The sequence below is a fragment of the Erythrobacter sp. JB3-1 genome, assembly GCF_057364995.1.
Genome location: NZ_CP200289.1, coordinates 2,015,195 through 2,039,619, shown reverse-complemented (window position 1 = coordinate 2,039,619; position 24,425 = coordinate 2,015,195). Strand labels below are relative to the sequence as shown.

Here is a 24,425-nt window from a genome sequence, read left to right as displayed (position 1 = left end):
CGGCAACCGAATTTCAGCTCGTCAACGATATCACTCATATAGACTAAAAAGGCCGCCCGGGTTTCCCCAAGCGGCCCTTTTGATTGGCTATCTGAGAAGACTTAGTCTTTCAGGAAGTCTGGCATTGCGGCTGGGCCATCGCTGTCCCCGCCTTTGTCGCCGCCGCCACGTGGGCCGCGACCACCGCCGCCGCCGCGTGGACGACGATCACCGCCGCCGCGGCCACCGCGATCACCGCCCCTATCGCCTCTGGGCTTGTTTTCGCGTGGTGGGCGGGTATCTTCCAGCTCTTCACCGGTTTCCTGGTCAACAACGCGCATCGACAGACGGACCTTGCCGCGCTGATCGATCTCGAGAACCTTGACCTTCACTTCTTGGCCTTCGGAAACAACGTCGGTGACTTTCTCAACGCGCTCGTTCTTCATTTCCGACACGTGGACGAGACCGTCCTTGCCGCCCATGAAGTTCACGAATGCGCCGAAATCAACGATGTTGACGACCTTGCCGTTGTAGATCTTGCCGACTTCGGCCTCTTCAACGATGCCTTCGATCCATGCTTTCGCCGCTGCGATCTCATCAGCGTTCGAAGAGCTGATCTTGATCGTGCCTTCATCGTCAATGTCGACCTTCGCGCCGGTTTCAGCGACGATCTCACGGATGACCTTGCCGCCCGTGCCGATGATGTCGCGGATCTTCGACTTGTCGATCTGCATGGTTTCGATGCGCGGTGCGTGCTTGCTGACTTCACCGCGTGAAGAGCTAAGCGCTTCGGTCATCTTGCCCAGGATGTGCGCACGGCCGGCTTTCGCCTGCTCGAGCGCCTGGGTCATGATTTCCTGCGTGATGCCGGCAACCTTGATGTCCATCTGAAGGCTGGTGATGCCTTCTTCTGAGCCCGCAACCTTAAAGTCCATGTCGCCCAAGTGATCTTCGTCACCCAGAATGTCGGACAAAACGGTAAAGTCGTCACCTTCAAGGATCAGACCCATCGCAATCCCGGAAACCGGACGCTTCAATGGAACGCCAGCGTCCATCATCGAGAGCGAGCCGCCACAGACGGTCGCCATCGAAGACGAGCCGTTGGACTCGGTGATGTCTGACAGAACGCGGATCGTGTAAGGGAAGTCCTCAACACTTGGCAGAACCGGGTGCAGCGCGCGGAATGCGAGCTTGCCGTGGCCGGTTTCGCGGCGGCTGGTAAAGCCGAAGCGGCCCACTTCACCGACCGAATAAGGCGGGAAGTTATAGTGCAGCATGAAGTTGCTGTAAGAGAGGCCTTCCAGCCCGTCGATCATTTGCTCAGCGTCTTTGGTGCCGAGTGTGGTGGTGCAGATCGCCTGCGTTTCACCGCGGGTGAACAGCGCCGAACCGTGGGTGCGTGGCAGCAGGCCGACCATCGCCTCAATCGGGCGAACTTCGTCGGTTTTACGGCCATCGATGCGCTGACCATCCTTAAGGATCGCCTTGCGAACGATGTCACTTTCCAGCTTCTTCACGAGCTTAAGGATGCCCATGTATTGTGCTGGATCGCTCTCTTCGAGATCGGCAAAGTGCTCGCGCGCTTTTGCACGGGCTGCGTTGACGGCGTCCTGACGGGCGCTCTTCTCGGTCAACTTGTAAGCCGCTGCCATGTCGTCGCCGATGGCGCTGCGCGGCTGCTCAAGTGCGGCTGATTTGTCTTCAACCGGATCGAGCTCCCACGGATCCTTCGCAGCTTGTTCAGCCAGATCGATGATCGCGCCGATAACCTTGCGGCTTTCCTCGTGAGCGAACATGACAGCGCCGAGCATTTGCTCTTCGGTCAGTTCTTTCGCTTCGGATTCGACCATCATCACCGCGTCTTGCGTCGCAGCGACCACGAGGTCGAGATTGCCCTCTTCGCCCAGCGCATCGGTGATGGTTGGGTTGAGAACGTATTCGCCTTCATTGTTGAAGCCGACGCGCGCTGCGCCGATTGGGCCCATGAATGGCAGGCCGGATATCGTCAGAGCCGCAGAAGCTGCGATCATCGCAAGGATATCTGGCTCGGTCTCACCATCATAGGAGAGGACCTGACAGATTACGTTGATTTCGTTGTAGAAACCTTCTGGGAACAGCGGACGACATGGGCGGTCGATCAGACGGCTGGTCAGCGTTTCCTTTTCAGTCGCGCGGCCTTCACGCTTGAAGAAGCCGCCCGGGATCCGGCCAGACTGCAGAGAATTTTTCTTGATAGTGAACGGTCAGCGGGAAGAAATCCTGGCCTTCCTTCACAGATTTGGCGGCGGTGACTGCGCACAGCACCACGGTTTCGCCATAGGTGGCCAGAACAGCGCCGTCGGCTTGACGGGCAATACGGCCGGTTTCCAGAGTGAGGGTTTTCCCGCCCCACTCCAGCGATACGGTTTTCGTGTCGAACATTGATTTTCCTTTTGAACCCGCATGGCGCCTTATTGCGCGGCGGGGCCTACATGTGCCGGGGATACCGTCCCGGTCCGGTGCGGGGGCTTTTTCTATCCCCCAAAGGCTCTGCCGCCGAATTGCAGCCAGTGCCTCTTACTTTCCCTTTATTGTGATCCCCCGCGAAGGCAGGGGTCTCGTACGGTCAGGAACGAAATTTTCCGGACGAGGTCCCCGCCTTCGCGGGGACTCACGCTTTATAGCAAAACGGCCCCCGTTGTGGGAGCCGCCTGCAAAACTCTTATTTACGCAGACCCAGTTTCTGGATCAGGGCGTTGTACCGCTCAACATCTTTCTTCTTGAGATAGGCGAGCAGGTTACGGCGCTTGTTGACCATCATCAGAAGGCCGCGGCGCGAATGGTTGTCTTTATGGTTGCCTTTAAAGTGATCGGTCAGGTTGCGGATACGCTGGGTCAGGATCGCGACCTGTACCTCTGGACTTCCGGTGTCACCCTTACCTTGGGCGTTGTCCTTGATGATCTTGGCTTTTTCTTCGGCAGTTACCGACATAATATTCTCTCTTACTCAGCGACATCGGGAAGGTTAAAGCCCCGCACGATTTTGGTCGTACCTTCGATCAACTCAATGAGCGCTACCGGAACGTTGTCCAGCATCGCGCAATAGAGCCCATCACTTTGGGGCAGTTCAGACAAGACCCGGCCCTGGCGGACCGCCTGCGCAGCTGTCTGATCGAGGATTAAGGCCGGGATGTCGTCCAGCCCCGCCTCGAGCGGCAGGGTTAAGTATTTCAATGGCGCGCCACTAGCGATTTCATTGAGTTTGTCCAGCGAAATCGACTGGTTTTCGGTGAATGGGCCCGCCTTTGTACGCCTTAGATAGGTAACATGACCGCAGGTTCCAAGAGCGCGGGCAATATCGCGGGCGAGCGAGCGAATGTAGGTGCCCTTGGAAACATGGGCTGAGAGGGTGATGCTTTTCAAACCCGACTGCCCTGAGCCGGTGGCGCTTTGCGCCGTCTTCGACTCCGAAGGGCTGCCCTGCGCTTCGGAAGAAAAGGACAACCCTTCGACAGGCTCAGGGTGAGCGGAAATTGACAATATCTCTACCGCCCGTTTCTTCAGCTCCACATGTTCACCAGCCCGCGCCAGATCATAGGCGCGCTTCCCGTCAACCTTCAGCGCGGAATAGGCCGGCGGAACCTGCTCAATCGGCCCAGTGAAATCAGGCAGCACGGCCATAACCTCGTCCAAGGTTGGCATGACGTCGCTGCGCTCAATCACCTCCCCCTCGGTATCGAGCGTGTCGGTCTCCTCGCCAAAGTGGATCGTGAAGTCGTAAATCTTGCTGGCATCCAGCATCCGGCCCGCGAGCTTAGTCGCCTCACCGAGCGCAATCGGCAACACTCCCTCAGCCAGCGGATCAAGCGTGCCGCCATGCCCGACCTTGGTCTTGGCATAGCCCCCCTCGCGCAGCACTCGCTTCACCGCGCCGACCGCCTGCGTCGAGCCAAGCCCGCGCGGTTTATCGAGGATTATCCAGCCGTGGGGGGCGGAATGGATCGGGGCAGGACGATTGCTCATCCCGCTCCGCTAGGGACTTGTGCCCAATCCCTCAAGCAGACTTGGACTCTACATCATCTTTTAAAAAGACAAACTGGGCCGAATTGCCAAACACCAACCGGTTGGTGATAAGCGAAACGAGGATTGAGCTGAACAACACAAACACCATCACATCAATATAATGCAGCCAATCAAGGCCGAGATGGCGGTAGAACGTTGTCCCGCCCCAGATATTTCTATCGGTGTAGAGATAGAAGGTATGGAACGCATAAATCGATACGCCGTAGATTAGGCCGATCACGGCCGCGCGCGCGTCCATATTGCGGAACAACAAGGCGGCGGCGAACGCCGACAGGATCGGCATCGACAGCAAGCCATTAAGTTGCTGAAGAAGATCGATAATGCTTTCGGCGTTGGCATAGATCGGCACCAAAAGCACCGATACAATCATCGCTCCGATCCCAACTTTGCGATTGAGAGTCACGACATTTACATCAGGGTTGATGAACTTGCGGTGGAAATCTACCGACCACAAAGTGATCGTTGCATTCATCACAGCAGAATATGTGGTGAGAACAGCCGCCGCAATCATCGCTGCGAACAAACCACTCGTCCAGCTCGGCAAGACCTGATCAACCAGCATCCCATAGGCCTCGTCTCCGACACCTCCAAACAATTTGTACGCGACCACGCCCGGAATCACGACAATCGGCGGCACGATTAGCACCCGGATTATCGCGGCGACCACAATACCCTTTTGTGCTTCCTTCACATTGGGCGCGGCAAGCGCCTTTTGCGTGATGTTCTGATTGGTGGACCAGTAGAATATCTGAATGAAGATCATGCCGGTGAACAGCGTGTGAAACGGTATCTGGGAATCAAAATCTCCGACCATTGACAGCCGCTCTGCTGGCACGCCTGAGAAATCGAAACCGATGGCTTTTAGAGCAAGGAACACAACCAGCATCGCGAGCGCCAAAATGCCGATACCGCTATAAGTGTCGAGCACCGCCACCGCGCGCAGTCCACCGAGGATCGCATAGGCTGCGCCAACGATCGCAAAGACAAGCGCAATCGCTATCAATCCGTGATCAACCGCCATGCCCGGATCATCACCCAGTGGCGCAATTATCACGAATTGCCCTAATTCCAGGCCGAACAACGACTGGATAAACAGCGAACCACTATAGATCACCGCAGGCAGATAGATGAAAAGGTTACCCGCCAGAAACAGGCCCGAAATCACCGTGCGAATACTCGCGCCGTCATAGCGCTTCTCCAGCAATTCGGTGACGGTCGTGCAATTGTTGCGATAGTAAATCGGAACAAAGATGAAGGCGAGCATCAACAGGCCGATAAATCCGGCAATCTCCCACCAAGCCAGCAGGAACATCTGCGCTCCATTCATTCCCACCAATTGATCGGTCGACAGGTTGGTGAGCGTGATCGCTCCCGCAACGAAAAACCAGCTGAGGCCACCCCCAGCGAGAAAGATTTCTTTGTCAGCGGTCGATGCACTCGCAGACCTTGCTGCAGAGACTTTGCGCCACGTCATTACCGCGAGTAGCGCCATCAGAGCAAAAAACACTACGACCTGAATGATATCCATGAATCCTCTAACCTGCGATGCCCGCCTCAAGAAGCGGATCTTCCTTTTGCTTTGGTCTTGTCCTAACCGAAGGAGTGCCTCATGGCGATGGCAATGACTAGGCAGCCCCAGCCCTCTCCCCATTATTACGAACTGCGCGGCGGCGGCACGTTTGTCGCGATTGAAGCGACCAAAGGCGCGCGTCCGATCATCCTCTATGCTGGCCCCGATATGCCGGGCGCGGCGCCATCTGAACTGACCACTCTGGCCGTGCGCCAGCACGCGCCAGGCACTGCGGCCGTTCCGCTGCGCGGTTCCATGATCAATGAAGTTGGCACCGGGATTTCCGGACCATCCGGCCTGATCGCGCATCGCGGCGGGCAAGATTGGGCGATTGATTTGCGCCTTGTCGCGATTGAGCAGCGCGGTGAGCACGAGGTCACTCTGTGCTGCGAAGACAGCAACACCGCCGTTGCCGTGCGCCATACGCTATCGCTTGATCCCAAGACCGGCGTGCTGACCAGCAGCACCGAAATTGAGAACCGTGCCGACGGAGAGCTGCAACTGGATTGGGCCGCTGCGCTGTGCCTGCCGCTGGACCAGAAGTTGGAGCGCATTTTCAGCTTCACGGGCCGCTGGTCGGGCGAGTTTGCAATCGAAGAAATCGCTCCGTTCCAAGGCAGCATCGTGCGCGAAAACAAGGCTGGACGGACCAGCCACGATGTCTATCCCGGAGCCTTCGCTGGCACGCCTGCGACTTCTGAAGACAGCGGCCTTGCGGCCGGATTTCACCTCGCATGGAGCGGGAACAGCCGCCTGCGCGTCGACCGCCACAGCGATGGCCGCGCCCTCATTCAAATTGGCGAAATGTCCTTCCCCGGAGAGATCAGCCTGGGCCGCGATGAAAGCTATCGCACACCCGATCTGATCGCCGCTTGGTCGCGGGATGGCTTCAACGATGTGTCGCAGCGTCTTCACGACCACCTCTGCAACGAAGTGCTGGACAAGCGCAATTTCGCAAAGCCGCGCCCAGTGCATTACAACACTTGGGAAGCGGTCTATTTCGACCATGACGAGGCGACGCTGATCACGCTCGCGGAGCACGCCGCCGCCGTGGGCGCAGAGCGCTATGTGCTCGACGATGGTTGGTTCGGCGGACGCCGCCACGATAATGCGGGCCTTGGCGATTGGTGGGTTTCAGACGCGGTCTATCCCGATGGGCTCCACGCCATCGTCAATCGGGTCAAACAGCTCGGCATGGAATTTGGCCTGTGGTTTGAACCAGAGATGGTCAATCCTGACAGCGATCTGTTCCGCGCGCATCCTGATTGGGTGCTGGGCGTGGAAGGGGTGGAACCGATCCCCTCGCGCGACCAATTGACGCTCGACCTTACACGCTCTGAGGTATGCGATTACCTGTTCGAGCGGATCGACACGCTCGTGCGCGAATATGCGATTGACTACATAAAATGGGACATGAACCGCGACACGCATTTCCCCGGTAGCGGCGGGCGCGCAGCGATGCACGAGCAGACAAAGGCAGTCTATCGCTTGATGGAGCGTCTGCGCGAGGCTCATGCGGAATTGGAGATAGAAAGCTGTTCCTCCGGCGGTGCGCGCGCTGACTTTGGCGTGCTTCGTCATACCGACCGGATTTGGACCTCGGACAATAATGACGCGCGCACGCGCCAGCATGTCATGCGCGGGGCCAGCCATTTCCTGCCTCTGCGAGTGCTAGGAAATCACATCGGGCCGAAGAAATGCCACATCACGGGCCGCCAGTTTGCCATGCCTTTCCGGGTCGCCAGCGCGATCTTCGGCCATATGGGTATGGAGCTGGATCTGCGCGATGAGAGCGAGGCCGATCTCGAAACGCTGAAGGCTGGCATCGCTTTGCACAAAAAGCACCGCGAGCTGATCCATGGCGGGCATTTCCTCCGCCTCAAATCAACCGCGACCACCAATATGATTGGCTGCGTGGCGCGCGATCAAAGCGAGGGGCTGTTTTCCTACGCCAAGCTGGAAAGCGAGCTCAACACATTGCCCGATCGGACCATGTTCGGCGGGCTTGATCCAGCGCGCCATTACCGTGTGCAAATGGTCTGGCCGCTGGCGAACCCGTCACTCAGCACGCCCTCTATCATTGAAGCGGCCAAATTGCTTGAAGGTGGAACGACATTCTCAGGCGCCGCGTTAGTGGGCTATGGGATCCAGCCGCCGCTGACATTCCCCGACACCTGCCTGATCTATCATTTGGAAGCGACCGACTAAAACATGAGCCAAACTGCACAGCACAGCGAAGAGATGCTTGATCTCTTGGTGATTGGCGGCGGCATCAATGGCGCCGGGATTGCGCGCGATGCGGCGGGACGCGGCCTCAAGGTGTGCTTGGTGGAGAAAGACGACCTCGCCAGTCACACTTCCAGCGCGTCGACCAAGCTGGTCCACGGGGGCCTGCGCTATCTGGAGCATTTGGAATTCCGCCTGGTGCGCGAAAGCCTGATCGAGCGAGAGCGCCTGCTGAAAATTGCGCCGCATATCGTCTGGCCGCTCAGATTTGTGCTGCCACATGACAAGGGCTTGCGGCCCAGCTGGCTGCTGCGGCTTGGCCTGTTCATGTATGACCATATGGGCGGGCGCAAACTGCTGCCCCCGACCCGCACGGTGAACCTGCGCGAGGCTCCGCATGGGGGCTTCCTCGAAGACCGGCTGGTCAAAGGGTTTGAATATTCCGATTGTTGGGTCGAGGATTCGCGCCTGGTCGCGCTCAATTGCGTCGATGCGAAAGAACGCGGCGCCGACATTCGCACCCGAACGGAATGCACCGCTCTTGCCCGTGATGGCCAGCATTGGAACGCGGTCCTTAGCGGCCCCGATGGCGAGGCTCATGTGCAGGCCCGCCAAGTGGTGAACGCCGCTGGCCCATGGGTCGACAAAGTGCTGGGCCGGGCAATCCCGCGCGAAAGCCATGAGAACTTGCGACTGGTCAAGGGTAGCCATCTGATCTTCCCGAAGCTGTTCGACGGCGATCATTGTTACATCTTTCAAAACAAGGATGACCGGATCATCTTTGCGATTCCCTATGAGCGCGATTTCACTCTGGTTGGCACCACCGACCAAGGGTTTGAGGGCGATCCGTCCGGGATCGATATCTCGCCGGAAGAGGCGGAATACATTTGCGATGCCGCCAATGAATATCTGCGCACCGACATATCGCCGGATCAGGCCGTCTCCAGCTATGCCGGGGTTCGGCCCTTGTACGACGACAAGGCCGCCAGCAATTCCACGGTGACGCGCGATTATGTATTTGAGCTGGAAGACACAGACGAAAGCGGCGCGAAGGCCGCGCCAATCCTGTCGATCTTTGGCGGCAAGATCACGACCTATCGCAAGCTGGCCGAACATGCTCTGAAGCGCTTGGGCCAAGGCGACACCAGCTGGACGATCGATGCGCATTTGCCGGGCGGCGAGATTGATCCGATGCGCTTTGACGCCTTTGTGACCGACCTAGCCATGCGCTATCCGTGGCTGCCCGATGGAGCCGCGCTGCGGCTTGCCCGGGCATACGGGACGCGGGCCGAGGCGCTGATTGGAGGCGCGCAAGGCCTCAACGATATGGGCGCGCATTTGGGCGCCGATCTGTTCGCGCGCGAGCTTGAATATCTGATGGAACACGAATTCGTCCGCAGCGCCGATGACGCCCTGTGGCGGCGCAGCAAGCTGGGCCTGCACCTGACCGAGCAAGAGCGCGCACGCGTGCATAAGTGGTTCGAAAGCGAACAGGTGTCCGCGAAAGCCGCCGCGCAATGAGCGAGAACACGCCGCTGTCCCGCGCCATTGGCGGCAAGACCGTTTATCGCCGCGAGCATCGCAAAGCTGATGGGCGGATGCTGCAATTGTACGGCCATTCGCCGCACGAGCTGGCGCTGCAATCCGAAAGCGCGGATGAAATCGCGCAAGGCGGCGAGATCCGTCACCATCCGCTGCGGGACGAATGGAACGTCTATGCCGCGCACCGGCAAAACCGCACGTTCAAGCCTGCCGCCTCCGATGACCCCCTCGCCCCAACCCGCGCGGGCGGCCCGGAAACAGAAATCCCGTTTGAGGATTTCGAACTCGCGGTGTTTGAAAACAAATTCGCCGCCTTCCACCCCAGCGCCTCTGATGCGAGCGCGATTGCTGGCATTGCCGCTGAACCCGCCAAGGGCGCATGCGAGGTGGTGGTCTACTCACCCGAGCCTAGCGGCAGCCTGCACACCATCGGCCAAGATCGCCGGCGCGTCCTGATCGCCGCTCTGCTCGACCGCTATCAGGCGATGTTTGATGCGGGCTGCGAATATGTGCTGCCGTTTGAAAACCGCGGCGATGAAGTGGGCGTGACCTTGCACCACCCGCACGGCCAGATTTACGGATTTCAGCGCGTGCCGGAGATTCAGCAACGCGCGATAGACGCCTTTGCGGGCGGATATGACCTCGTCGCCGAGATACAGGCCGCCATGCCGGATTACGGGCTTGGCGAAAAAGACGGGATCGCCGCCTTCGTGCCGCGCTTCGCCCGCTTCCCCTATGAGGCATGGATCGCGCCCACTACGCGCCGCGCTGGGCCATGGGAATGCAGCGATGCAGAGCTGGACGCCTTGGCATATTGGCTCGGCGAGATAACGCGCCGCTATGACGTTTTGTTTGACGGTCCAGCGGCGACCATGATGGCGTTTCACGCTGCGCCCAGATCGGGCGGCAAAGGCTATCACTTCACCGTCCAGTTCTACCCGCTGCTGCGCGCAAAGGGCCGGGTTAAATATCTTGCATCGGTCGAACAACACACCGGGACATTCACTGTCGATGTGATGCCCGAAAGCGCGGCAGAGGCGCTGCGCAAGGTGGGGGCACATGACTGATTTTACTGCGCATGCGCCTGGCCGCGTGAACCTGATCGGGGAGCACACCGATTACAATGGTGGCATGGTGCTGCCCGCTGCGCTATCCATTGGCCTCAACGTGACGCTCGCTCCGCGCGATGACGATACGGTCGCGGTCAGCTCTGGCGACTACGACGCGCCCGAAATCCGTAACCTGTCCGATGATGCGGTGGGCGAATGGTCCGACCCCTGCGTCGGCGCGATCCGGGTCGCCAATGATCTTGGGCTGCTGAGCGGCGGCGCGACGCTGGAGGTTCAATCGACCATTCCAGAGGGCTCCGGCCTTTCCTCCAGCGCGGCATTGATCGTCGCGATATTGAAGGCGGCGCGCGCCGCTGGTGGAGGGACGCAAAGCGATGTTGAGCTGGCCTTGGCAGCGCGCCGGGTTGAGAACGAATATATGGGCGTGCCCTGCGGCATTATGGACCAGATGGCGGTCGCGCTCGCTACCCCGCGCACCGCTATGGCGCTCGACACCAAGCATCTCGAATACGATCTCGTCACTCTGCCCAACAGCCATGAGATGGTGGTGATCCACTCCGGCCTCACCCGCAAGCTGACCGATGGCCGCTACGCCGCACGCAAAGTCGAATGCGACGCCGCAAAGGCGCATTTTGGCACCAATGACCTGTGCCTGCTGCCGGTCGAGCAAATCGAGCAGGCAGAACTGGATCCGATCGCCAAGCGCCGCGCCCTGCACTGCGCGACTGAGCAGGCGCGCGTCTGGGCCGCGATTGATGCACTGAAGGCGGACGATATTGCCGCATTGGGCCAAGCTATGAACGAGAGCCATGTTTCCATGCGCGACCTGTTTGAGATGTCCCTGCCAGAGATCGATGCTCTGGTTGCGAGCGCACAGGAGCTTGGCGCGGCAGGAGCGCGGCTGACAGGCGGGGGCTTCGGCGGCTGCATCGTCGCCTGCATCGCAAAGGACACCCGCGAGACTTGGCTAGAGCAATTGCTCGCGCGCCATCCGCAAGCGCGCTTTATCGACGCGGTCGGGGCTTAACTCAGCCCGCGACAGCCACTGCAATCGCACGGTATTGATCCATCACCCAGCCAACCGCCGGGCCAATTGTGTTTTCCAGCACGCCCCATTGCGGCGCAAACCACGTCAGTGCGACCAGCCCAAAGAACAGCAGCATCCCAAACGGCCGTAACTTCGCATAATATTTCACCATGCTGCGCGGCAGCAATCCCTCGACAATGTGCGAGCCATCAAATGGCGGGATCGGGAGCAGGTTGAACACACCCAGAAACACATTGATGAGGATGAAGTACCCCAGACCCTGCACGAGCACGCTGGGATCGTCGGGATTTGCCGACGAGCCCAAATTGCCTGCGACTATGCCCAAGGCAATCGCGCCCAGCAGAGCGAGCACAAAATTCGTGCCCGGCCCCGCCGCCGCCACGGCCATCATGCCATAGCGCGGATTGTTCAATCGCCATGGCTGTACCGGCACCGGCTTGGCCCAGCCAAACACGGGCGCGCCCGCCAATGCCAGCGCTCCCGGCACCAGCAAAGTGCCCACCGGATCAACGTGGCGGCTCGGGTTGAGACTCAGCCGCCTTTGCTCCTGCGCGGTCGGATCGCCGAGCAATTTGGCGGCATATCCATGCGCGACCTCATGAAAAACAATCGCGACAATCAGGCACGGGATCAGAATGAGGGCAAGGGAAAGTGTCTCGGACATCTGTGATAGGTAGGCGCGCGCGCCTTAACCCGCCAGAGCTTCACTGAAATGTTTGCGGCAAAGCGCCAGATAGCGATCATTCCCGCCAATCTCGGTTTGCGCGCCTTCCTTCACCGCAGCGCCGCTTTCATCGACCCGCAGGTTCATCGTCGCCTTGCGCCCGCAATGGCACACCGCCTTTTGCTCGATCAGCGCATCAGCAATGCCCAGCAGCGCCGCTGAGCCGGGGAACAGTTCCCCCTGAAAATCCGTGCGCAGGCCATAGCAGAGCACCGGAATGCCGTGCACATCGGCCAGTCGCGCCAGCTGCCACACCTGATCCTTCGTCAGGAATTGCGCCTCGTCCAGCAGCACGCAATCAATCGGTGCCTCAGCATGATCATCAAGCACAAAACGCTCTATGTCCGTCGCAGGATCAAACCGCCGCGCATCGCTGGACAGGCCAATCCGGCTGCTGATCGCGCCAAATCCGGGCCGATCATCAATCGCCGCCGTCCACAGGCACACCTGCATCCCCTGCTCGCGGTAATTGAACGCGGTCTGGAGCAGAGTGGTGCTCTTGCCCGCATTCATGCTCGCAAAGTAGAAATAGAGCTTAGCCATGGCAATGCAGCCTAAGCGAGCGCTCGCATTTGGGCCAGCCGGGAAGATGTGCCCATACACAGGCTTTACTTGTGTGCAGACGCATTCACAGGGCAGACAGGCACCGGACGCAATGTTAGCGTCGAAGTAGACACACAGCATGAGTTGAAGGGCTTTATCCTATGGCAAGCGCAGCGCCGACACCCGATCAGAGCAAAGGCATGGGCGGGATTTTGGGTTGGATTGAACGCAGCGGCAATAAGCTGCCCGATCCGGTGTTCCTGTTCTTCTGGCTGATCGCAATCCTGGTGCTGATCTCCGTGATTGCCAGCGCGGTGGATCTATCCGCAGCGCACCCAACAGAGATTGACCCTGAAACTGGCAATGCGCGGATCATCACCGCTGCCAGCCTGTTCAGTGCGGAAAATATCCAGCGTTTGTGGGTAGATATGCCCAAAACCTTCACCCATTTTCACCCTCTAGGCTACGTTCTGGTGGTGATGCTGGGCGCGGGCGTGGCTGAGCGAGCTGGCCTGTTTGGCACCGCGATGCGCGCGGGCGTTCGCAATGCGCCAAAGGCTCTGCTCACCCCGATTGTTGTGCTGGTCGGGATGCTGGGTAATCTCGCCGCTGACGCCGCCTATGTGGTGCTGATACCGCTGGCGGGCATCATCTTCCACGCCGCTGGCAGGCACCCTGTGGCCGGGATCGCCGCTACATTTGCGGGTGTTTCGGGCGGCTTTTCCGCGAACCTCTTCCCGGGCCAGCTCGATGCGCTGTTGTTCGGCATTACCGAGGCGGCGGTTGAAACCGTATTCGGCGATTACACCGCGAACATCGCGGGCAATTGGTATTTCATAGCGGCGATGACATCCGTCTTCCTCCCGGTGATCTGGTTTGTGACCGACAAGGTGATTGAGCCACGTTTGGGCACGTGGAACCCCGCCAATGCGGGCCGCCCAGCCGAAGACGAGCAAGGCGACAAGCCGCTGACCGATAGCGAGCGCGCTGGGCTGCGGTACGCTGGCCTTGCGGTGCTTGGCGTGATCGCGCTGTGGCTCGGCTTCACCTTTGGCCCCGGCACGCCTCTGATTGATGAGACCGCATCGCCAGAGGCTCAGCTTAATCCGTTCTATCAAAGCCTCGTCGGCGGCTTCTTCCTACTCTTCCTGCTAGCCGCATGGGCCTATGGTAAGGGCGCAGGGACGATCACCAATCACCGCGACCTCGTGAAGATGATGTCAGGTTCGATGGAGGACCTCGCCTACTACCTCGTGCTCGCCTTTGCCGCCGCGCACTTTGTCGCGATGTTCGGCTGGTCGAACCTCGGGCTGATACTGGCCGTGCAGGGCGCGGATTTCCTCGGTTCGACCGGATTGCCGGCTTGGGCGCTACTCACTGCGATCATCCTCGTCTCAGGCCTGCTCAACCTGTTCGTTGGCTCAGCAAGCGCGAAATGGGCGCTGCTCTCGCCAGTGATGGTGCCGATGCTGATGCTGCTCGGGATCTCACCAGAGATGGCGACGGCAGCCTACCGCGTCGGTGACGGGGCAACCAATATCATCACCCCGCTGATGGTCTATTTCCCGCTGATCCTGATCTTCTGCCAGCGCTGGGATAAGAGCTTTGGCATTGGCAGTCTGGCGGCGATTATGCTGCCGTTCTCGATCGGACTGATGATCTCTGGCCTTGCGCTCACGATTGGCTGGGTTGTGCTTGATCTGCCGCTTGGACCGGGTGCGAGCGTGTTCATCGATATCCCAACAGCGGCCAATGCGGGCGGGGGATAGGCTTTAAATTTTCTCAAAGTGAAACTTTTCGCAGGGTCGGCGCGAACATCGTACCATAGGAGAGTTTATGTCCCGCGTTCCCCAGTCCTTTGCAGGCAAGTTCAAAATCGTCGCCGTTCCCATGCTCGCAGCATTGCTGATGGGCAATGCGTCGCAAACTTACACGCTCGACACTAAGTCAAGCTCAATCGCGGCAAAGGTGCCGTTCTTGGGCGTTGGCAGCCGCACGGCGACGTTCAACACGATCACTGGAGCGGTCACCTTCGTCCCGGATCGTCCGCGCGATGCGAAGGTCGATGTGACGATCAACACGCAGGACATCAAAGCGCCGGATTCTGTGACGCTGAAACGGCTGCGCTCTGAAAAGTTCTTCTGGGTCGATAAATATCCAACCGCGCGTTTTCGCGGCTCTAATCTGGTCATGACCAGCGGGCGCACCGGCAAAATCACCGGGAAACTGACCGCGCGCGGGGTAACCCGCGATGAAACTCTGTTTGTGACCTTTGATCAGCCGCCGGCCAGCAATGTCGGAAAGGCGATTGGCCTCACCGGCACGATGAAGATCAATCGCAAAAACTACGGGATGACGTCGTTCAATTTGATCGTCGGCAAGACCGTGACGATTAGCCTTAAGGCGAAGATGATCCCGCGCTAGGCCCTGTCTGGCGAGGCGCACTCACCCCTCAAATTCAAAGCCGCTCCCGATGGTGCTTAGCGTTGGCGGGGTGCCCTTTGGCACGTTGCTCCAGACCCAATTGAACATGTCGTCTTCCATGTTGCCTTTCGCGTCTTTGCGCCTGCCCGTAAGGTAATTGACGCTGGTCTGGCTCATCTCGCCAGTGTTGCGCCGCACATGTGCATACTCAAACCCGATCAGCGCCATGGCTTTCCCGTCCCAGCGAAACTGAAACTGGCGATTGGACATGCTCCAACTGCCTGCGTTCGCAAAGAACGCGATGTGGAGATGCAGCGCACCGCCCTCGATCCGCATATCTTCATAGGGGTCGCTGATCGTTGGGCGGTCGTGATCAGGGATGATTGTATTGCCCTTGGCGACCAGCCGATATTGTCCTGGGTAATCTTGCAAAATGACAAGCACGATGCGCGGATTGGCATCATGATAATCCATGCCAAGGCGATCGGGATTGCTCCGCATTTTGGCCGCGTCATTTTCCTGAATGATCAGCACGCTGTCAGTGCGGCCATCACCGTCGAGATCGCCCTCAGCCTTGTCGAACAATCGCCAGCCGCGCGGGACGAAGTCGATATCGCGATAGGAGATTTCACTCTCCCAAACGGGCATGGTCACTCCAGGCTCAGCCTGTGCGCCTGCAGGCGCATCAATCGCTCCGCCAGCCAGCGCAGCAGACCGCCAGAAAGGCGATCACGATGCGTCGCCTTCATCGCCTTCTTCTTCAGCCAGATCACGCGCGACCTTGGGATCGCGCAGCAGGCTCTCGATCCGGTCTGCCTCATCAAAGCTCTCATCGGCCCGAAACTTCAGCTTCGGCGCGAATTTCAGCCCCAGCCTTTTGGCCACCTCGCGCTGAAGAAAGGCGGTGTTCTGGCGCAAAGCCTTCACCACCTCATCCTCTTCCGAACCGAGCAGCGGCTTCACATAGGCGGTCGCATTGCGCAGATCCGGCGTCATGCGAACCTCTGTCACCGCGATGTTCGAGGCGCTCACCACGTCATCATGCACTTCGCCGCGCGCCAGCAATTCCGACAGGATATGGCGCACCCGCTCGCCCACTTTAAGGACGCGGACCGATTGCTGTTCAGCGGTGAATTGTTGGCGAGCCATCGGCTTAATCCATCTTTGAAAGTATGTTCTTGAGCGAGTTCATGTTGCGCGCTGTACCGCGACAATCAAGCCGCCGCTCAAGAAATTTGCTGGAAAGGTCAGACACGCCGACCCCGTGGACATAGTCGAGATAGAGCACGCGGTCCCCCAGCGCGAGCCGCTCGCTGCCCTTTGAGCTATGTTCCTGCTTAAGCGCTTCAAAGCGCGCGAGCTCCGGCTGCGCACTGAGGAATATCGAATGCACCATCTTGTCAGAGCCATGCTCTGGCCCGGTGCCGTGAAAAGGATTGTCCTCAACGGCGGACTGTACCTCCGCCTTGGTACGCACCATGACGCAGCTCTTAAAGCCAAACTGATCCGCAAGAATGCGCTCAAGATGCGCCTCGATCGCTGCTGGCGCGCGGTCATCGGACAGGATCAAATTGCCGCTCGCTGCAACGGTGACGAGGTCTTTCAGGCCTTCTTTCGCAAAGGCAGCCTTTAGATCGACCATCTTCACCCGGTTGCCGCCAATATTGATGCTGCCCAGCAGAGCGAGAAAGCGCGCCATCAGAAGCCTTCGGGAATATCAGTTGGCAAGGCAGTGGAGGTCGCGCGCGCGAGGAGATTGCCCGCCTCATCGAATAGCTCGCCCTCAAGGAAAGCGACTCGGCGACCATGCTTGACCACCCGGCCCTTCGCGATGATTGGCGCGAGCGGAACCATCGACACAAAGGTCAGGTTCATATCGAGATTGAGCGGGAGCTTTGTGCCGTGCTCGCTGCCCTCCGTGACCGCCAGCAAAGCGCCGCCCATCACCTCATCAAGGAAGCCCGCGATCAAGCCGCCCTGCACCGCGCCCCTTGGCGAGGCGAAGCTTGGCGGCGGGGTGAAGCGCGTGGTCAGCTCGCCTTTGTCGGCATCGAACGAGACGAATTCGCTCCCCATCGGCTGAGCCGATGGGGAGCGCTTGGATTCGTAGATTTTGCTCATAAGCCGAACCAGTCAGGCAAAATGAAGAAGCCACCAAGAAGTAAGGCCGGGATAGGCAGACAGCCAGTCAGCCAAGGCAGAAAGCCGTCAGCCTCTTTATCCCGCTTGTCGAACTCCTCTTCGTTATCGTATTCGTCGCTCACAGCGTCCGTTCACGCTCCTCAACCTCGAAGACTTCGAGGCTGTCGCCCGGTTGGATGTCGTTCGTGTCTTCCAGAACCACACCGCATTCGAGGCCAGAGCGGACTTCATCGACGTCGTCTTTGAAGCGGCGCAGCGACGCGATGGTGGTCGCGGAGACGATAACATCTTCGCGAGTAAGACGCGCGTGCAGACCTTTGCGGATGGAGCCTTCGGTGACGAGCAGACCTGCTGCCTTGTCCTTCTTGCCGGACTTGAAGACTTCTTGAACGTCCGCGCGGCCAACAACGTGCTCGATCTTTTCCGGACCAAGCTCGCCGGCCATTTCCTTCGCGATTTCGTCGGTCAGATGATAGATCACATCGTAATACATCATCCGCACGCCTTCGCGCTTCACCAGGTCGCGCGCTTTCGCATTCGGACGCACGTTAAAGCCGAGGATCGGCGCGTTAGACGCCGCCGCCAGGGTCACATCGCTTTCCGTGATCGCGCCAACGCCAGCGTGCAGCACGCGGACCTTGATGAGATCATTGGACAGGTTGTGCAGCGCGGTGTTGATCGCCTCAACCGAGCCCTGAACATCAGCCTTAACGAGCACAGGGAATTCGACCACGTCAGAGGCAAGGTTGTTGAACATCGTGTCGAAGTTGGTCGGTGCAAGCGCAGTGCGCTGCTCCGTCTTCTTCTCGCGGCGATATTCGGCCACTTCACGGGCGCGCTGCTCGTTTTCTACCACGGTGAGAACGTCACCGGCGGATGGCACACCGCCCAGGCCAAGGACCTCGATCGGGAAGCTTGGTCCCGCTTCCTTGATCTGCTTGCCCTTATCATTGACGAGCGCGCGGACGCGTCCGCTCTCGGTGCCAACCACAAAGGTGTCGCCGCGTTTCAGAGTGCCGCGCGTTACCAGCACCGTGGCAACCGGGCCGCGGCCCTTATCCAGCTTGGCCTCAACCACGGTCGCATCAGCATGGCGGTCTGGCCGTGCTTTAAGCTCAAGCAGTTCTGCCTGCAGAGTGATCGCCTCGATCAGATCATCAAGCCCGGTGCCCTTGGTTGCGGAAACCTCCACATCCTGCACATCGCCCGACATCTTCTCCACGATCACTTCGTGTTCCAGCAGACGGGTGCGGACATTGTCAGCATTGCCTTCTGGCTTATCGATCTTGTTGATCGCCACAATCATCGGCACGCCGGCCGCTTTCGTGTGCTTAATCGCCTCAATGGTTTGCGGCATGATGCCATCATCGGCAGCCACCACCAGCACCACAATATCGGTCACATTCGCGCCGCGTTGACGCATTTCGGTGAATGCGGCGTGGCCCGGTGTATCGAGGAAGGTGATCTTCTGCTTGTTCTTGGTCTCGATCTGATAGGCGCCAATGTGCTGGGTAATCCCGCCAGCTTCGCCTTTGGTCACATCGGTCCCGCGCAAAGCATCGAGCAGCGAGGTCTTACCGTGGTCGACGTGGCCCATAATGGTCACAACCGGAGGACGCTCTTTCAACGTCTCTTCAGGATCTTTGTCTTCCTCAGCGACAATATCGATATCGGCTTCTGAGACCTTCTCGATATTATGACCAAACTGCTCCACGAGCAGCTCGGCAGTGTCTTGATCGATCGTCTGATTGACGGTCACCATCATGTCGAGATTGAACAGTTCCTTGACCAGGTCCGCGCCCTTCTCGCCCATCCGTTTGGCGAGTTCGCCAACGGTGATCGCCTCTGGCACGATAACGTCGCGAACTTGCTTCTCACGCGGCTTGGACGGCCCGCCTTGAGCGCGGCGTTCTTTCTCACGCGCACGCTTGAGCGCGGCGAGTGAACGCGCGCGGCGACCCTCGTCCTCGTTCAGCGCCTTGGTAACGGTCAGCTTGCCCGAACGGCGCTTGTCTGCACCGGGAGAACTGCGCTTGTCCTCGCGGCCCTTTTTCTTTTCAGGACGCTTCGGCTCTGGACGCGCAACCGGGGTAAACTTGCGCCCGCTCGGCGCAGGCGCAGCTTCCTTCTTGGCTGCTGGAGCTTCGGCGGCGGCCGCAGCAGGTTCTTCGGCTTCAGCGGTGGCTGCTTGTTCAGCGGCTTTCGCATCGGCTGCAGCTTGCTTTTCCGCTTCTTCGTCAGCCTTGCGATTGTCTTCAGCGCGCTTTTTCTCGTCTTCAGCGGCCTTCTTCGCCTTCTGATCGTCACGCTTGCGCGCGTCTTCGGCGAGCTGGAGGCGCTGTTCTTCGGCCTCGCGCTCAAGCCGCTTTACGCGCTCTTGCGGAGTTTCTGATGGCGCGGCCTTTTTGGCAGGCGCTTTCTTCGGCTCAGGCGCAGGCGCTTCCGCGACCGGTTCTGACGCAGGTGCAGGCGCTGGCGCAGCCTCTGGCGGCGGGGTTTCACCCGGCTTCAAGAGCTTGCGGCGGCGCTTAACCTCAACCGCCACCTTATTGGTGCGGCCGTGGCTGAAGGTCTGCTTGACCTCACCGTCACCAGCCGGCCGTTTGAGGCCAAGTGGTTTACGGGTCCGTTTGTTATTGTCGTCGTCGCTCATGCTAGCTCGTTAGTCCTTCGTGTATTCTTCTATGTCGTTCGGGCGCGGCTGATCCGCCCCGTCCGTCGATCGTTTTGTGCTGCCGCCGCAGCCAGCCATGACAGCCCCCGAAAACGCCATGAGCCGGGACAGCGCCCGCCTCATGCGATCCGCCCCACTTGCTCCGCGAAGAGCAAGATGAACGACATTCTCGCGGCCCAATGCCACAGACAGAGCCGCGCGGTCCAGTGGCAAGACCTCGCCGCGCTCTCCAGTTCCCTCTGCCTCGCGCCCAACGCGCCAGGCCTGATCCAATTTCTTACGCCCGTCTTCGCTGCTGTCGCTGGCGTGCAGCAACATATGCAGCGTGCCCGCGCGCGCTTGGTCCTCAATCCGTCCAGAGCCGAGCACCAATTGCCCTGCGCGCAGCTCCAATCCCAAACGGTCCATCAGTGATTTGCGCAGTGCAGATTCGATCTGCTGCGGCAAATCGTCGCTGTAGGAAAGTTTCGCGCCTTTAAATCCGCGCGCCAGCGCCCCTTTTAGCTGGCCATTGGCCATGGCCGCTTCAAGTGCCGCCTTGTCCAGCGTGATCCACGCCCCGCGCCCTGGCGCCCTGGCCGATGGATCAGGCAAAACGTCACCATCAGGCGAAATCGCCAGCCTCAGCAGCTCGTCCTGCCCAGCATGATCGCCGGTCAAGATACAGCGCCGCTCTGGCGCTTCTTTGCCCTTATTCGCATTGCGGCGGCGGTTCTTCGACTTGCCAGACCCTCCGCCCCGATGGCCGGATTTGCCCTCCGGCTTTGACGCGGAATTGGCGTAGCTCTCTTGGGAGCCAGAAGCGGTGTTCTGACCCTCGCTGGCTTTCCCGCCAGCTTCAACGATGTCGGACGCTACGCGCTCATTTGTCGGAGTCCGCATTCGCGGCCTCCTGTGTTGTCGCTTCGGTTGCAGCGTCTGCTGCCCCGTCTTCGTCTTCAAACCAGTGCGCACGCGCAGCCATGATGATTTCGTTGCCTTGCTCTTCGCTCAGGCCAAACTCACCCAGCACGCCGCCTTTGTCTTCCTGACGCTGTGGCGGACGCCGTGTTGGCGGGCCATCGGCATTGTTGCGGCGGCGCGGTGCTTCGCGCTTCTTGGCGATCAGCTCGTCAGTTGCGAGGTCGGCCAGATCATCCAGCGTCTTGATGCCGCCCTTGCCCAGCACAACCAGCATCGCCTCGGAGAGGTGCGGCATATCAGCCAGCGCATCTTCGACGCCCAGTTCGCGGCGGACAGCGCGGTGTGCTTCTTCCTGACGCTCAAGCGCTTCTTTCGCGCGGTTTTGCAGCTCTTCGCCCAGCTCTTCGTCAAAGCCTTCGATCGCGGCCAGCTCTTCCAGTGGCACGTATGCAACCTCTTCGAGCTCCGCAAAGCCCTCCGCAACCAGCGGCTGCGACAAGGTCTCGTCAACGTCGAGCTCTTCTTCAAACATCTTGGAGCGCTCAGCGAATTCTTTCGAGCGCTTCTCGCTGGCCTCTTCCTCAGTCATGATGTCGATCTGGTGACCGGTCGGCTGGCTGGCGAGACGGACGTTTTGGCCGCGGCGACCAATGGCCAGGCTCAATTGATCGTCAGGCACGACGACTTCGATGCGGCCTTCTTCTTCGTCCAGAACAACGCGGGCGACGGTCGCAGGCTGAAGCGCGTTTACGACGAAGGTCGCAATGTCGTCGCTCCATGGGATGATGTCGATCTTCTCGCCCTGCAATTCCTGCACGACGGCCTGAACGCGGCTACCCTTCATACCCACGCAGGCGCCGACCGGATCGATCGAGCTGTCGTGGCTGATAACGCCGATCTTTGCGCGGCTGCCCGGATCGCGTGCAGCGGCTTTGATCTCGATGATGCCGTCGTAAATCTCTGGCACTTCCTGAGCGAACAGCTTGCGCATGAAATCAGGCGCGCTGCGGCTGAGGAAGATTTGCGGGCCGCGATTGTTGCGCTCTACCTTGGTGATCAGTGCGCGCACGCGCTCACCGGTACGGGCCGCTTCACGCGGAATTTGCTGGTCGCGGCGGATCACACCTTCGGCGCGGCCGAGGTTTACGATCACATGGCCGAACTCAACCGATTTGATGACGCCGGTGATGACTTCATCAGCGCGGTCTTTGAACTCTTCAAACTGACGCTCGCGCTCTGCATCGCGGACCTTTTGAAAGATCACCTGCTTGGCGGATTGCGCATCGATACGGCCCAAATCAACCGGAGGCAGCGGATCGACGATAAAGTCGCCAATGCTCGCGCCCTCTTGCAGCTTTTGGCCTTGAGCCAAATCAACCTGCTTAAAGTAGTCCTCGACCTCTTCAACCACTTCGACGACGCGCCACAGCGTCAGATCGCCGGTTTGCGGATCGAGCTTTGCACGAATGTCGTTCTCGGCACCGTAGCGGTTGCGAGCGCTCTTTTGGATCGCCTCTTCCATCGCCTCAATGACGATGTTTTTGTCGATCATCTTTTCAGATGCGACCGCATTTGCGATTGCGAGCAATTCAGCCTTGTTGGCGGAAATGGCACTGGCCATCAGTCGTCTGCCTTCTCTTGTTCTAGAATTTCGTCTGCACCACTCGTGTCGAGCGGCTGTGTAGCGGCAATCAGTTCATCTGTCAGGATGAGTTTTGCCGAATGAATTTGGTCGCGAGGTACGCGGGTTTCACCAGCCTTCGCGTCTTCAATAATGACTGTATCACCATAGATCCCGCTTAGCGAGCCGCGAAGCGCGCGTTGGCCGTCAAACCCTTTGACCATGGAAATCTTTGCCTCGTGCCCGGCCCAATTGGCAAAATCCTTGGCCCGGGTCAGTGGGCGGTCGATGCCCGGCGATGACACTTCGAGGTGATAAGCGCCCTCAATCAGCACTTCACCCGCTTCTTCACGCGCATCCATCGCGCTGGACACCCGGCGGCTGAGTTCAGCGCATTGTTCAATGATCAGCTGACCAGTGGCCGGATCTTCCGCCATGACCTGCAGCGCTTCGCCGCCATCACCGGCCTCTGACGGCATCATCTTTACGCGCACCAGCTCAAACCCGAGCGCTGCGGCTTCAGGTTCGATTACTTCATAAAGGCGCGCCAGATCGGCCATCGTAACTCCGTAAGGACACCATGCGAAAGACAAACCCGTTTGGGTCCGGCCCCCGGAGGCGCCAAACTCAGACTGTCTCGACGATGTCGTGATGAACGCTAACTAAGCGCGTTCGATCCGCTTGGCAAGAGCGTTAGCGCAAATTTGCTCTGGCTTGTTTTGGGCGCAGCGTGTTTCCAAGGCGCGTTCTATTTCGCGACCAACAGGTGACCCGCTAACCGTCGGCTTGCTCTTCCATCAGCCCATGCTTTTTGATGCAATGGCGCAGCTGGTCATAGGATAGACCCAGCGCCTTGGCGGTCTGCCGCTGGTTCCAGCGATGCTTGCCCAGAGCATGTTCGACAATCGTGCGCTCATGCTGATCCACGGCAAGGCGCAGGTCATCAATATTGTCGATTTCACTCGGCGCGGATGGTATAGCATCGCCAGCGGCTGGCGCTGCGCCGCACCCTGCCCCGGCAGTCATACTGTCATCGCGGCGATGCGGCGGCGCAGCCGGTTTCCACGGGCTGTCGAATGGGTCGAATTGCACGTGAGAGATCGGCGTATCGACATCGTCCCAGCGGTACACGCCCCGCTCCACCACATTGCGCAGTTCACGCACATTGCCCGGCCAGGCATAGTTTTCCATCTCGCGCATGACGTGCTCGGAAAAACCGGGCCAGCCATGCCAATCTAGCTCTGCCGCCATGCGCCGTCCGAAATATTCCGCCAGCACCGCAATATCGCCATCGCGCACCCGCAAAGGTGGCAATGTGATCACTTCAAAGCTGAGGCGATCGAGCAAATCGGCACGAAAATCTCCGGTTTTCGCCAGATGCGGCAAATCATCATTGGTCGCCGCCACAATCCGCACATCGACCCGAACCGGGCGCGAGGCGCCAATCCGCGTAACCTCGCCATATTCAACCGCGCGCAGCAGGCGTTCTTGCGCGCCCATCGACAAAGTGCCCAGTTCGTCGAGAAATAGAGTACCCTTGTCGGCTTCTTCAAACCTTCCGGCGCGCGCTTTGGTAGCGCCTGTGAACGCACCCGCCTCGTGGCCGAACAATTCTGCTTCGATCAGGGTTTCAGGCAAAGCGGCGCAGTTCATGGTGACCAGCGGCTCACCCCAGCGAGAGGACAGGCGGTGCAGGCGTTCCGCAATCAGCTCCTTGCCGGTTCCGCGTTCGCCAATGACCAATACAGGCCGGCTCATCGGGGCGGCACGACTAGCCCGCTCGACCGCATCGAGGAATGCCCCAGACTGCCCTATAAACTGATTTTCCCGTTCCACACACCAACCTATAGTGAAAATTCCCAATGATTGGCAATAGTCACCATTGACAAATTTTGGG

Annotated in this window: 21 protein-coding genes and 1 pseudogene; 6 read left to right on the top strand and 16 right to left on the bottom strand. The window is 59.3% G+C overall.

Annotated features, from left to right (window positions below):
• Positions 1 to 101: 101 nt before the first annotated feature.
• The 4 genes and pseudogenes from pnp to AC0V6M_RS09640 form a co-directional block, all read right to left on the bottom strand.
• Positions 102 to 2,400 (bottom strand): annotated as a pseudogene (gene pnp, locus AC0V6M_RS09655) (polyribonucleotide nucleotidyltransferase).
• 280 nt (positions 2,401 to 2,680) lie between these two features.
• Positions 2,681 to 2,950, bottom strand: a complete 270-nt coding sequence (rpsO, locus tag AC0V6M_RS09650; RefSeq protein WP_298468140.1) for a 30S ribosomal protein S15 — start codon at positions 2,948 to 2,950, stop codon at positions 2,681 to 2,683.
• A gap of 11 nt (positions 2,951 to 2,961) precedes the next feature.
• Complete coding sequence (truB, locus tag AC0V6M_RS09645) at positions 2,962 to 3,981, bottom strand: tRNA pseudouridine(55) synthase TruB (protein ID WP_486138604.1); 1,020 nt, start codon at positions 3,979 to 3,981, stop codon at positions 2,962 to 2,964.
• Between the two features lie 31 nt (positions 3,982 to 4,012).
• Positions 4,013 to 5,569: an SLC5 family protein gene (locus AC0V6M_RS09640; protein WP_486138603.1), complete on the bottom strand. Its 1,557-nt coding sequence runs from the start codon at positions 5,567 to 5,569 to the stop codon at positions 4,013 to 4,015.
• A gap of 93 nt (positions 5,570 to 5,662) precedes the next feature.
• On the opposite strand from AC0V6M_RS09640, the gene AC0V6M_RS09635 reads away from it, so the two are divergent.
• The 4 genes from AC0V6M_RS09635 to galK are packed head-to-tail and all read left to right on the top strand — an operon-like array spanning position 5,663 to position 11,476.
• Complete coding sequence (locus AC0V6M_RS09635) at positions 5,663 to 7,819, top strand: alpha-galactosidase (protein WP_486138602.1); 2,157 nt, start codon at positions 5,663 to 5,665, stop codon at positions 7,817 to 7,819.
• A 3-nt stretch (positions 7,820 to 7,822) separates the two neighbouring features.
• Positions 7,823 to 9,358, top strand: coding sequence for a glycerol-3-phosphate dehydrogenase (gene glpD / locus AC0V6M_RS09630; RefSeq protein WP_486138601.1), 1,536 nt, complete (start codon positions 7,823 to 7,825; stop codon positions 9,356 to 9,358).
• Entirely contained in the window at positions 9,355 to 10,446 is a 1,092-nt protein-coding gene (locus tag AC0V6M_RS09625) for a galactose-1-phosphate uridylyltransferase (RefSeq protein WP_486138600.1), read from the top strand. The genes glpD and AC0V6M_RS09625 overlap by 4 nt, the downstream gene beginning before the upstream one ends.
• Positions 10,439 to 11,476 (top strand): galactokinase, encoded by a 1,038-nt coding sequence (gene galK / locus AC0V6M_RS09620; RefSeq protein ID WP_486138599.1) that lies wholly within the window; start codon positions 10,439 to 10,441, stop codon positions 11,474 to 11,476. The genes AC0V6M_RS09625 and galK overlap by 8 nt, the downstream gene beginning before the upstream one ends.
• A 1-nt stretch (position 11,477) precedes the next feature.
• Here the strand turns inward: galK and AC0V6M_RS09615 are convergent, their stop codons facing one another.
• On the bottom strand, positions 11,478 to 12,161 hold the full coding sequence (locus AC0V6M_RS09615) for a site-2 protease family protein (protein ID WP_486138598.1): 684 nt from the start codon (positions 12,159 to 12,161) through the stop codon (positions 11,478 to 11,480).
• A gap of 24 nt (positions 12,162 to 12,185) precedes the next feature.
• The gene (locus AC0V6M_RS09610; protein WP_486138597.1) at positions 12,186 to 12,764 is read right to left on the bottom strand and encodes a thymidine kinase; all 579 of its coding nucleotides are present in this window, start codon (positions 12,762 to 12,764) and stop codon (positions 12,186 to 12,188) included.
• Between the two features lie 161 nt (positions 12,765 to 12,925).
• Between AC0V6M_RS09610 and AC0V6M_RS09605 the strand changes: the two genes are divergently transcribed.
• Positions 12,926 to 14,533, top strand: a complete 1,608-nt coding sequence (locus AC0V6M_RS09605; RefSeq protein ID WP_486138596.1) for an AbgT family transporter — start codon at positions 12,926 to 12,928, stop codon at positions 14,531 to 14,533.
• A 67-nt stretch (positions 14,534 to 14,600) separates the two neighbouring features.
• Positions 14,601 to 15,188 carry a YceI family protein gene (locus AC0V6M_RS09600; RefSeq protein WP_486138595.1) on the top strand — a complete coding sequence of 196 codons (588 nt, stop codon included), beginning with the start codon at positions 14,601 to 14,603 and terminating at the stop codon, positions 15,186 to 15,188.
• A gap of 21 nt (positions 15,189 to 15,209) precedes the next feature.
• On the opposite strand, the gene AC0V6M_RS09595 is transcribed toward AC0V6M_RS09600, so the two are convergent.
• The 10 genes from AC0V6M_RS09595 to pspF all read right to left on the bottom strand — a co-directional run bounded on the left by AC0V6M_RS09595 (position 15,210) and on the right by pspF (position 24,364).
• Positions 15,210 to 15,842, bottom strand: a complete 633-nt coding sequence (locus AC0V6M_RS09595; protein WP_486138594.1) for a hypothetical protein — start codon at positions 15,840 to 15,842, stop codon at positions 15,210 to 15,212.
• 75 nt (positions 15,843 to 15,917) lie between these two features.
• Positions 15,918 to 16,337 carry a 30S ribosome-binding factor RbfA gene (gene rbfA / locus AC0V6M_RS09590; RefSeq protein WP_486138593.1) on the bottom strand — a complete coding sequence of 140 codons (420 nt, stop codon included), beginning with the start codon at positions 16,335 to 16,337 and terminating at the stop codon, positions 15,918 to 15,920.
• Between the two features lie 4 nt (positions 16,338 to 16,341).
• The gene (locus AC0V6M_RS09585) at positions 16,342 to 16,887 is read right to left on the bottom strand and encodes a DUF1697 domain-containing protein (RefSeq protein WP_486138592.1); all 546 of its coding nucleotides are present in this window, start codon (positions 16,885 to 16,887) and stop codon (positions 16,342 to 16,344) included.
• Entirely contained in the window at positions 16,887 to 17,309 is a 423-nt protein-coding gene (locus AC0V6M_RS09580; RefSeq protein ID WP_486138591.1) for a PaaI family thioesterase, read from the bottom strand. The genes AC0V6M_RS09585 and AC0V6M_RS09580 overlap by 1 nt, the downstream gene beginning before the upstream one ends.
• A complete protein-coding gene (locus AC0V6M_RS09575; RefSeq protein ID WP_486138590.1) occupies positions 17,306 to 17,452 on the bottom strand; it encodes a hypothetical protein in 147 nt (48 codons plus the stop codon). The genes AC0V6M_RS09580 and AC0V6M_RS09575 overlap by 4 nt, the downstream gene beginning before the upstream one ends.
• Positions 17,449 to 19,983, bottom strand: a complete 2,535-nt coding sequence (gene infB / locus AC0V6M_RS09570; protein WP_486138588.1) for a translation initiation factor IF-2 — start codon at positions 19,981 to 19,983, stop codon at positions 17,449 to 17,451. The genes AC0V6M_RS09575 and infB overlap by 4 nt, the downstream gene beginning before the upstream one ends.
• Positions 19,984 to 19,992: 9 nt before the next feature.
• Positions 19,993 to 20,886, bottom strand: coding sequence for a DUF448 domain-containing protein (locus AC0V6M_RS09565; RefSeq protein ID WP_486138586.1), 894 nt, complete (start codon positions 20,884 to 20,886; stop codon positions 19,993 to 19,995).
• Positions 20,867 to 22,528, bottom strand: coding sequence for a transcription termination factor NusA (nusA, locus tag AC0V6M_RS09560; RefSeq protein ID WP_486138585.1), 1,662 nt, complete (start codon positions 22,526 to 22,528; stop codon positions 20,867 to 20,869). Before nusA ends, AC0V6M_RS09565 begins: the two co-directional genes overlap by 20 nt.
• Entirely contained in the window at positions 22,528 to 23,088 is a 561-nt protein-coding gene (gene rimP / locus AC0V6M_RS09555; RefSeq protein ID WP_486138584.1) for a ribosome maturation protein RimP, read from the bottom strand. Before rimP ends, nusA begins: the two co-directional genes overlap by 1 nt.
• 214 nt (positions 23,089 to 23,302) lie before the next feature.
• Entirely contained in the window at positions 23,303 to 24,364 is a 1,062-nt protein-coding gene (gene pspF / locus AC0V6M_RS09550) for a phage shock protein operon transcriptional activator (RefSeq protein WP_486138583.1), read from the bottom strand.
• Between the last annotated feature and the right edge of the window lie 61 nt (positions 24,365 to 24,425).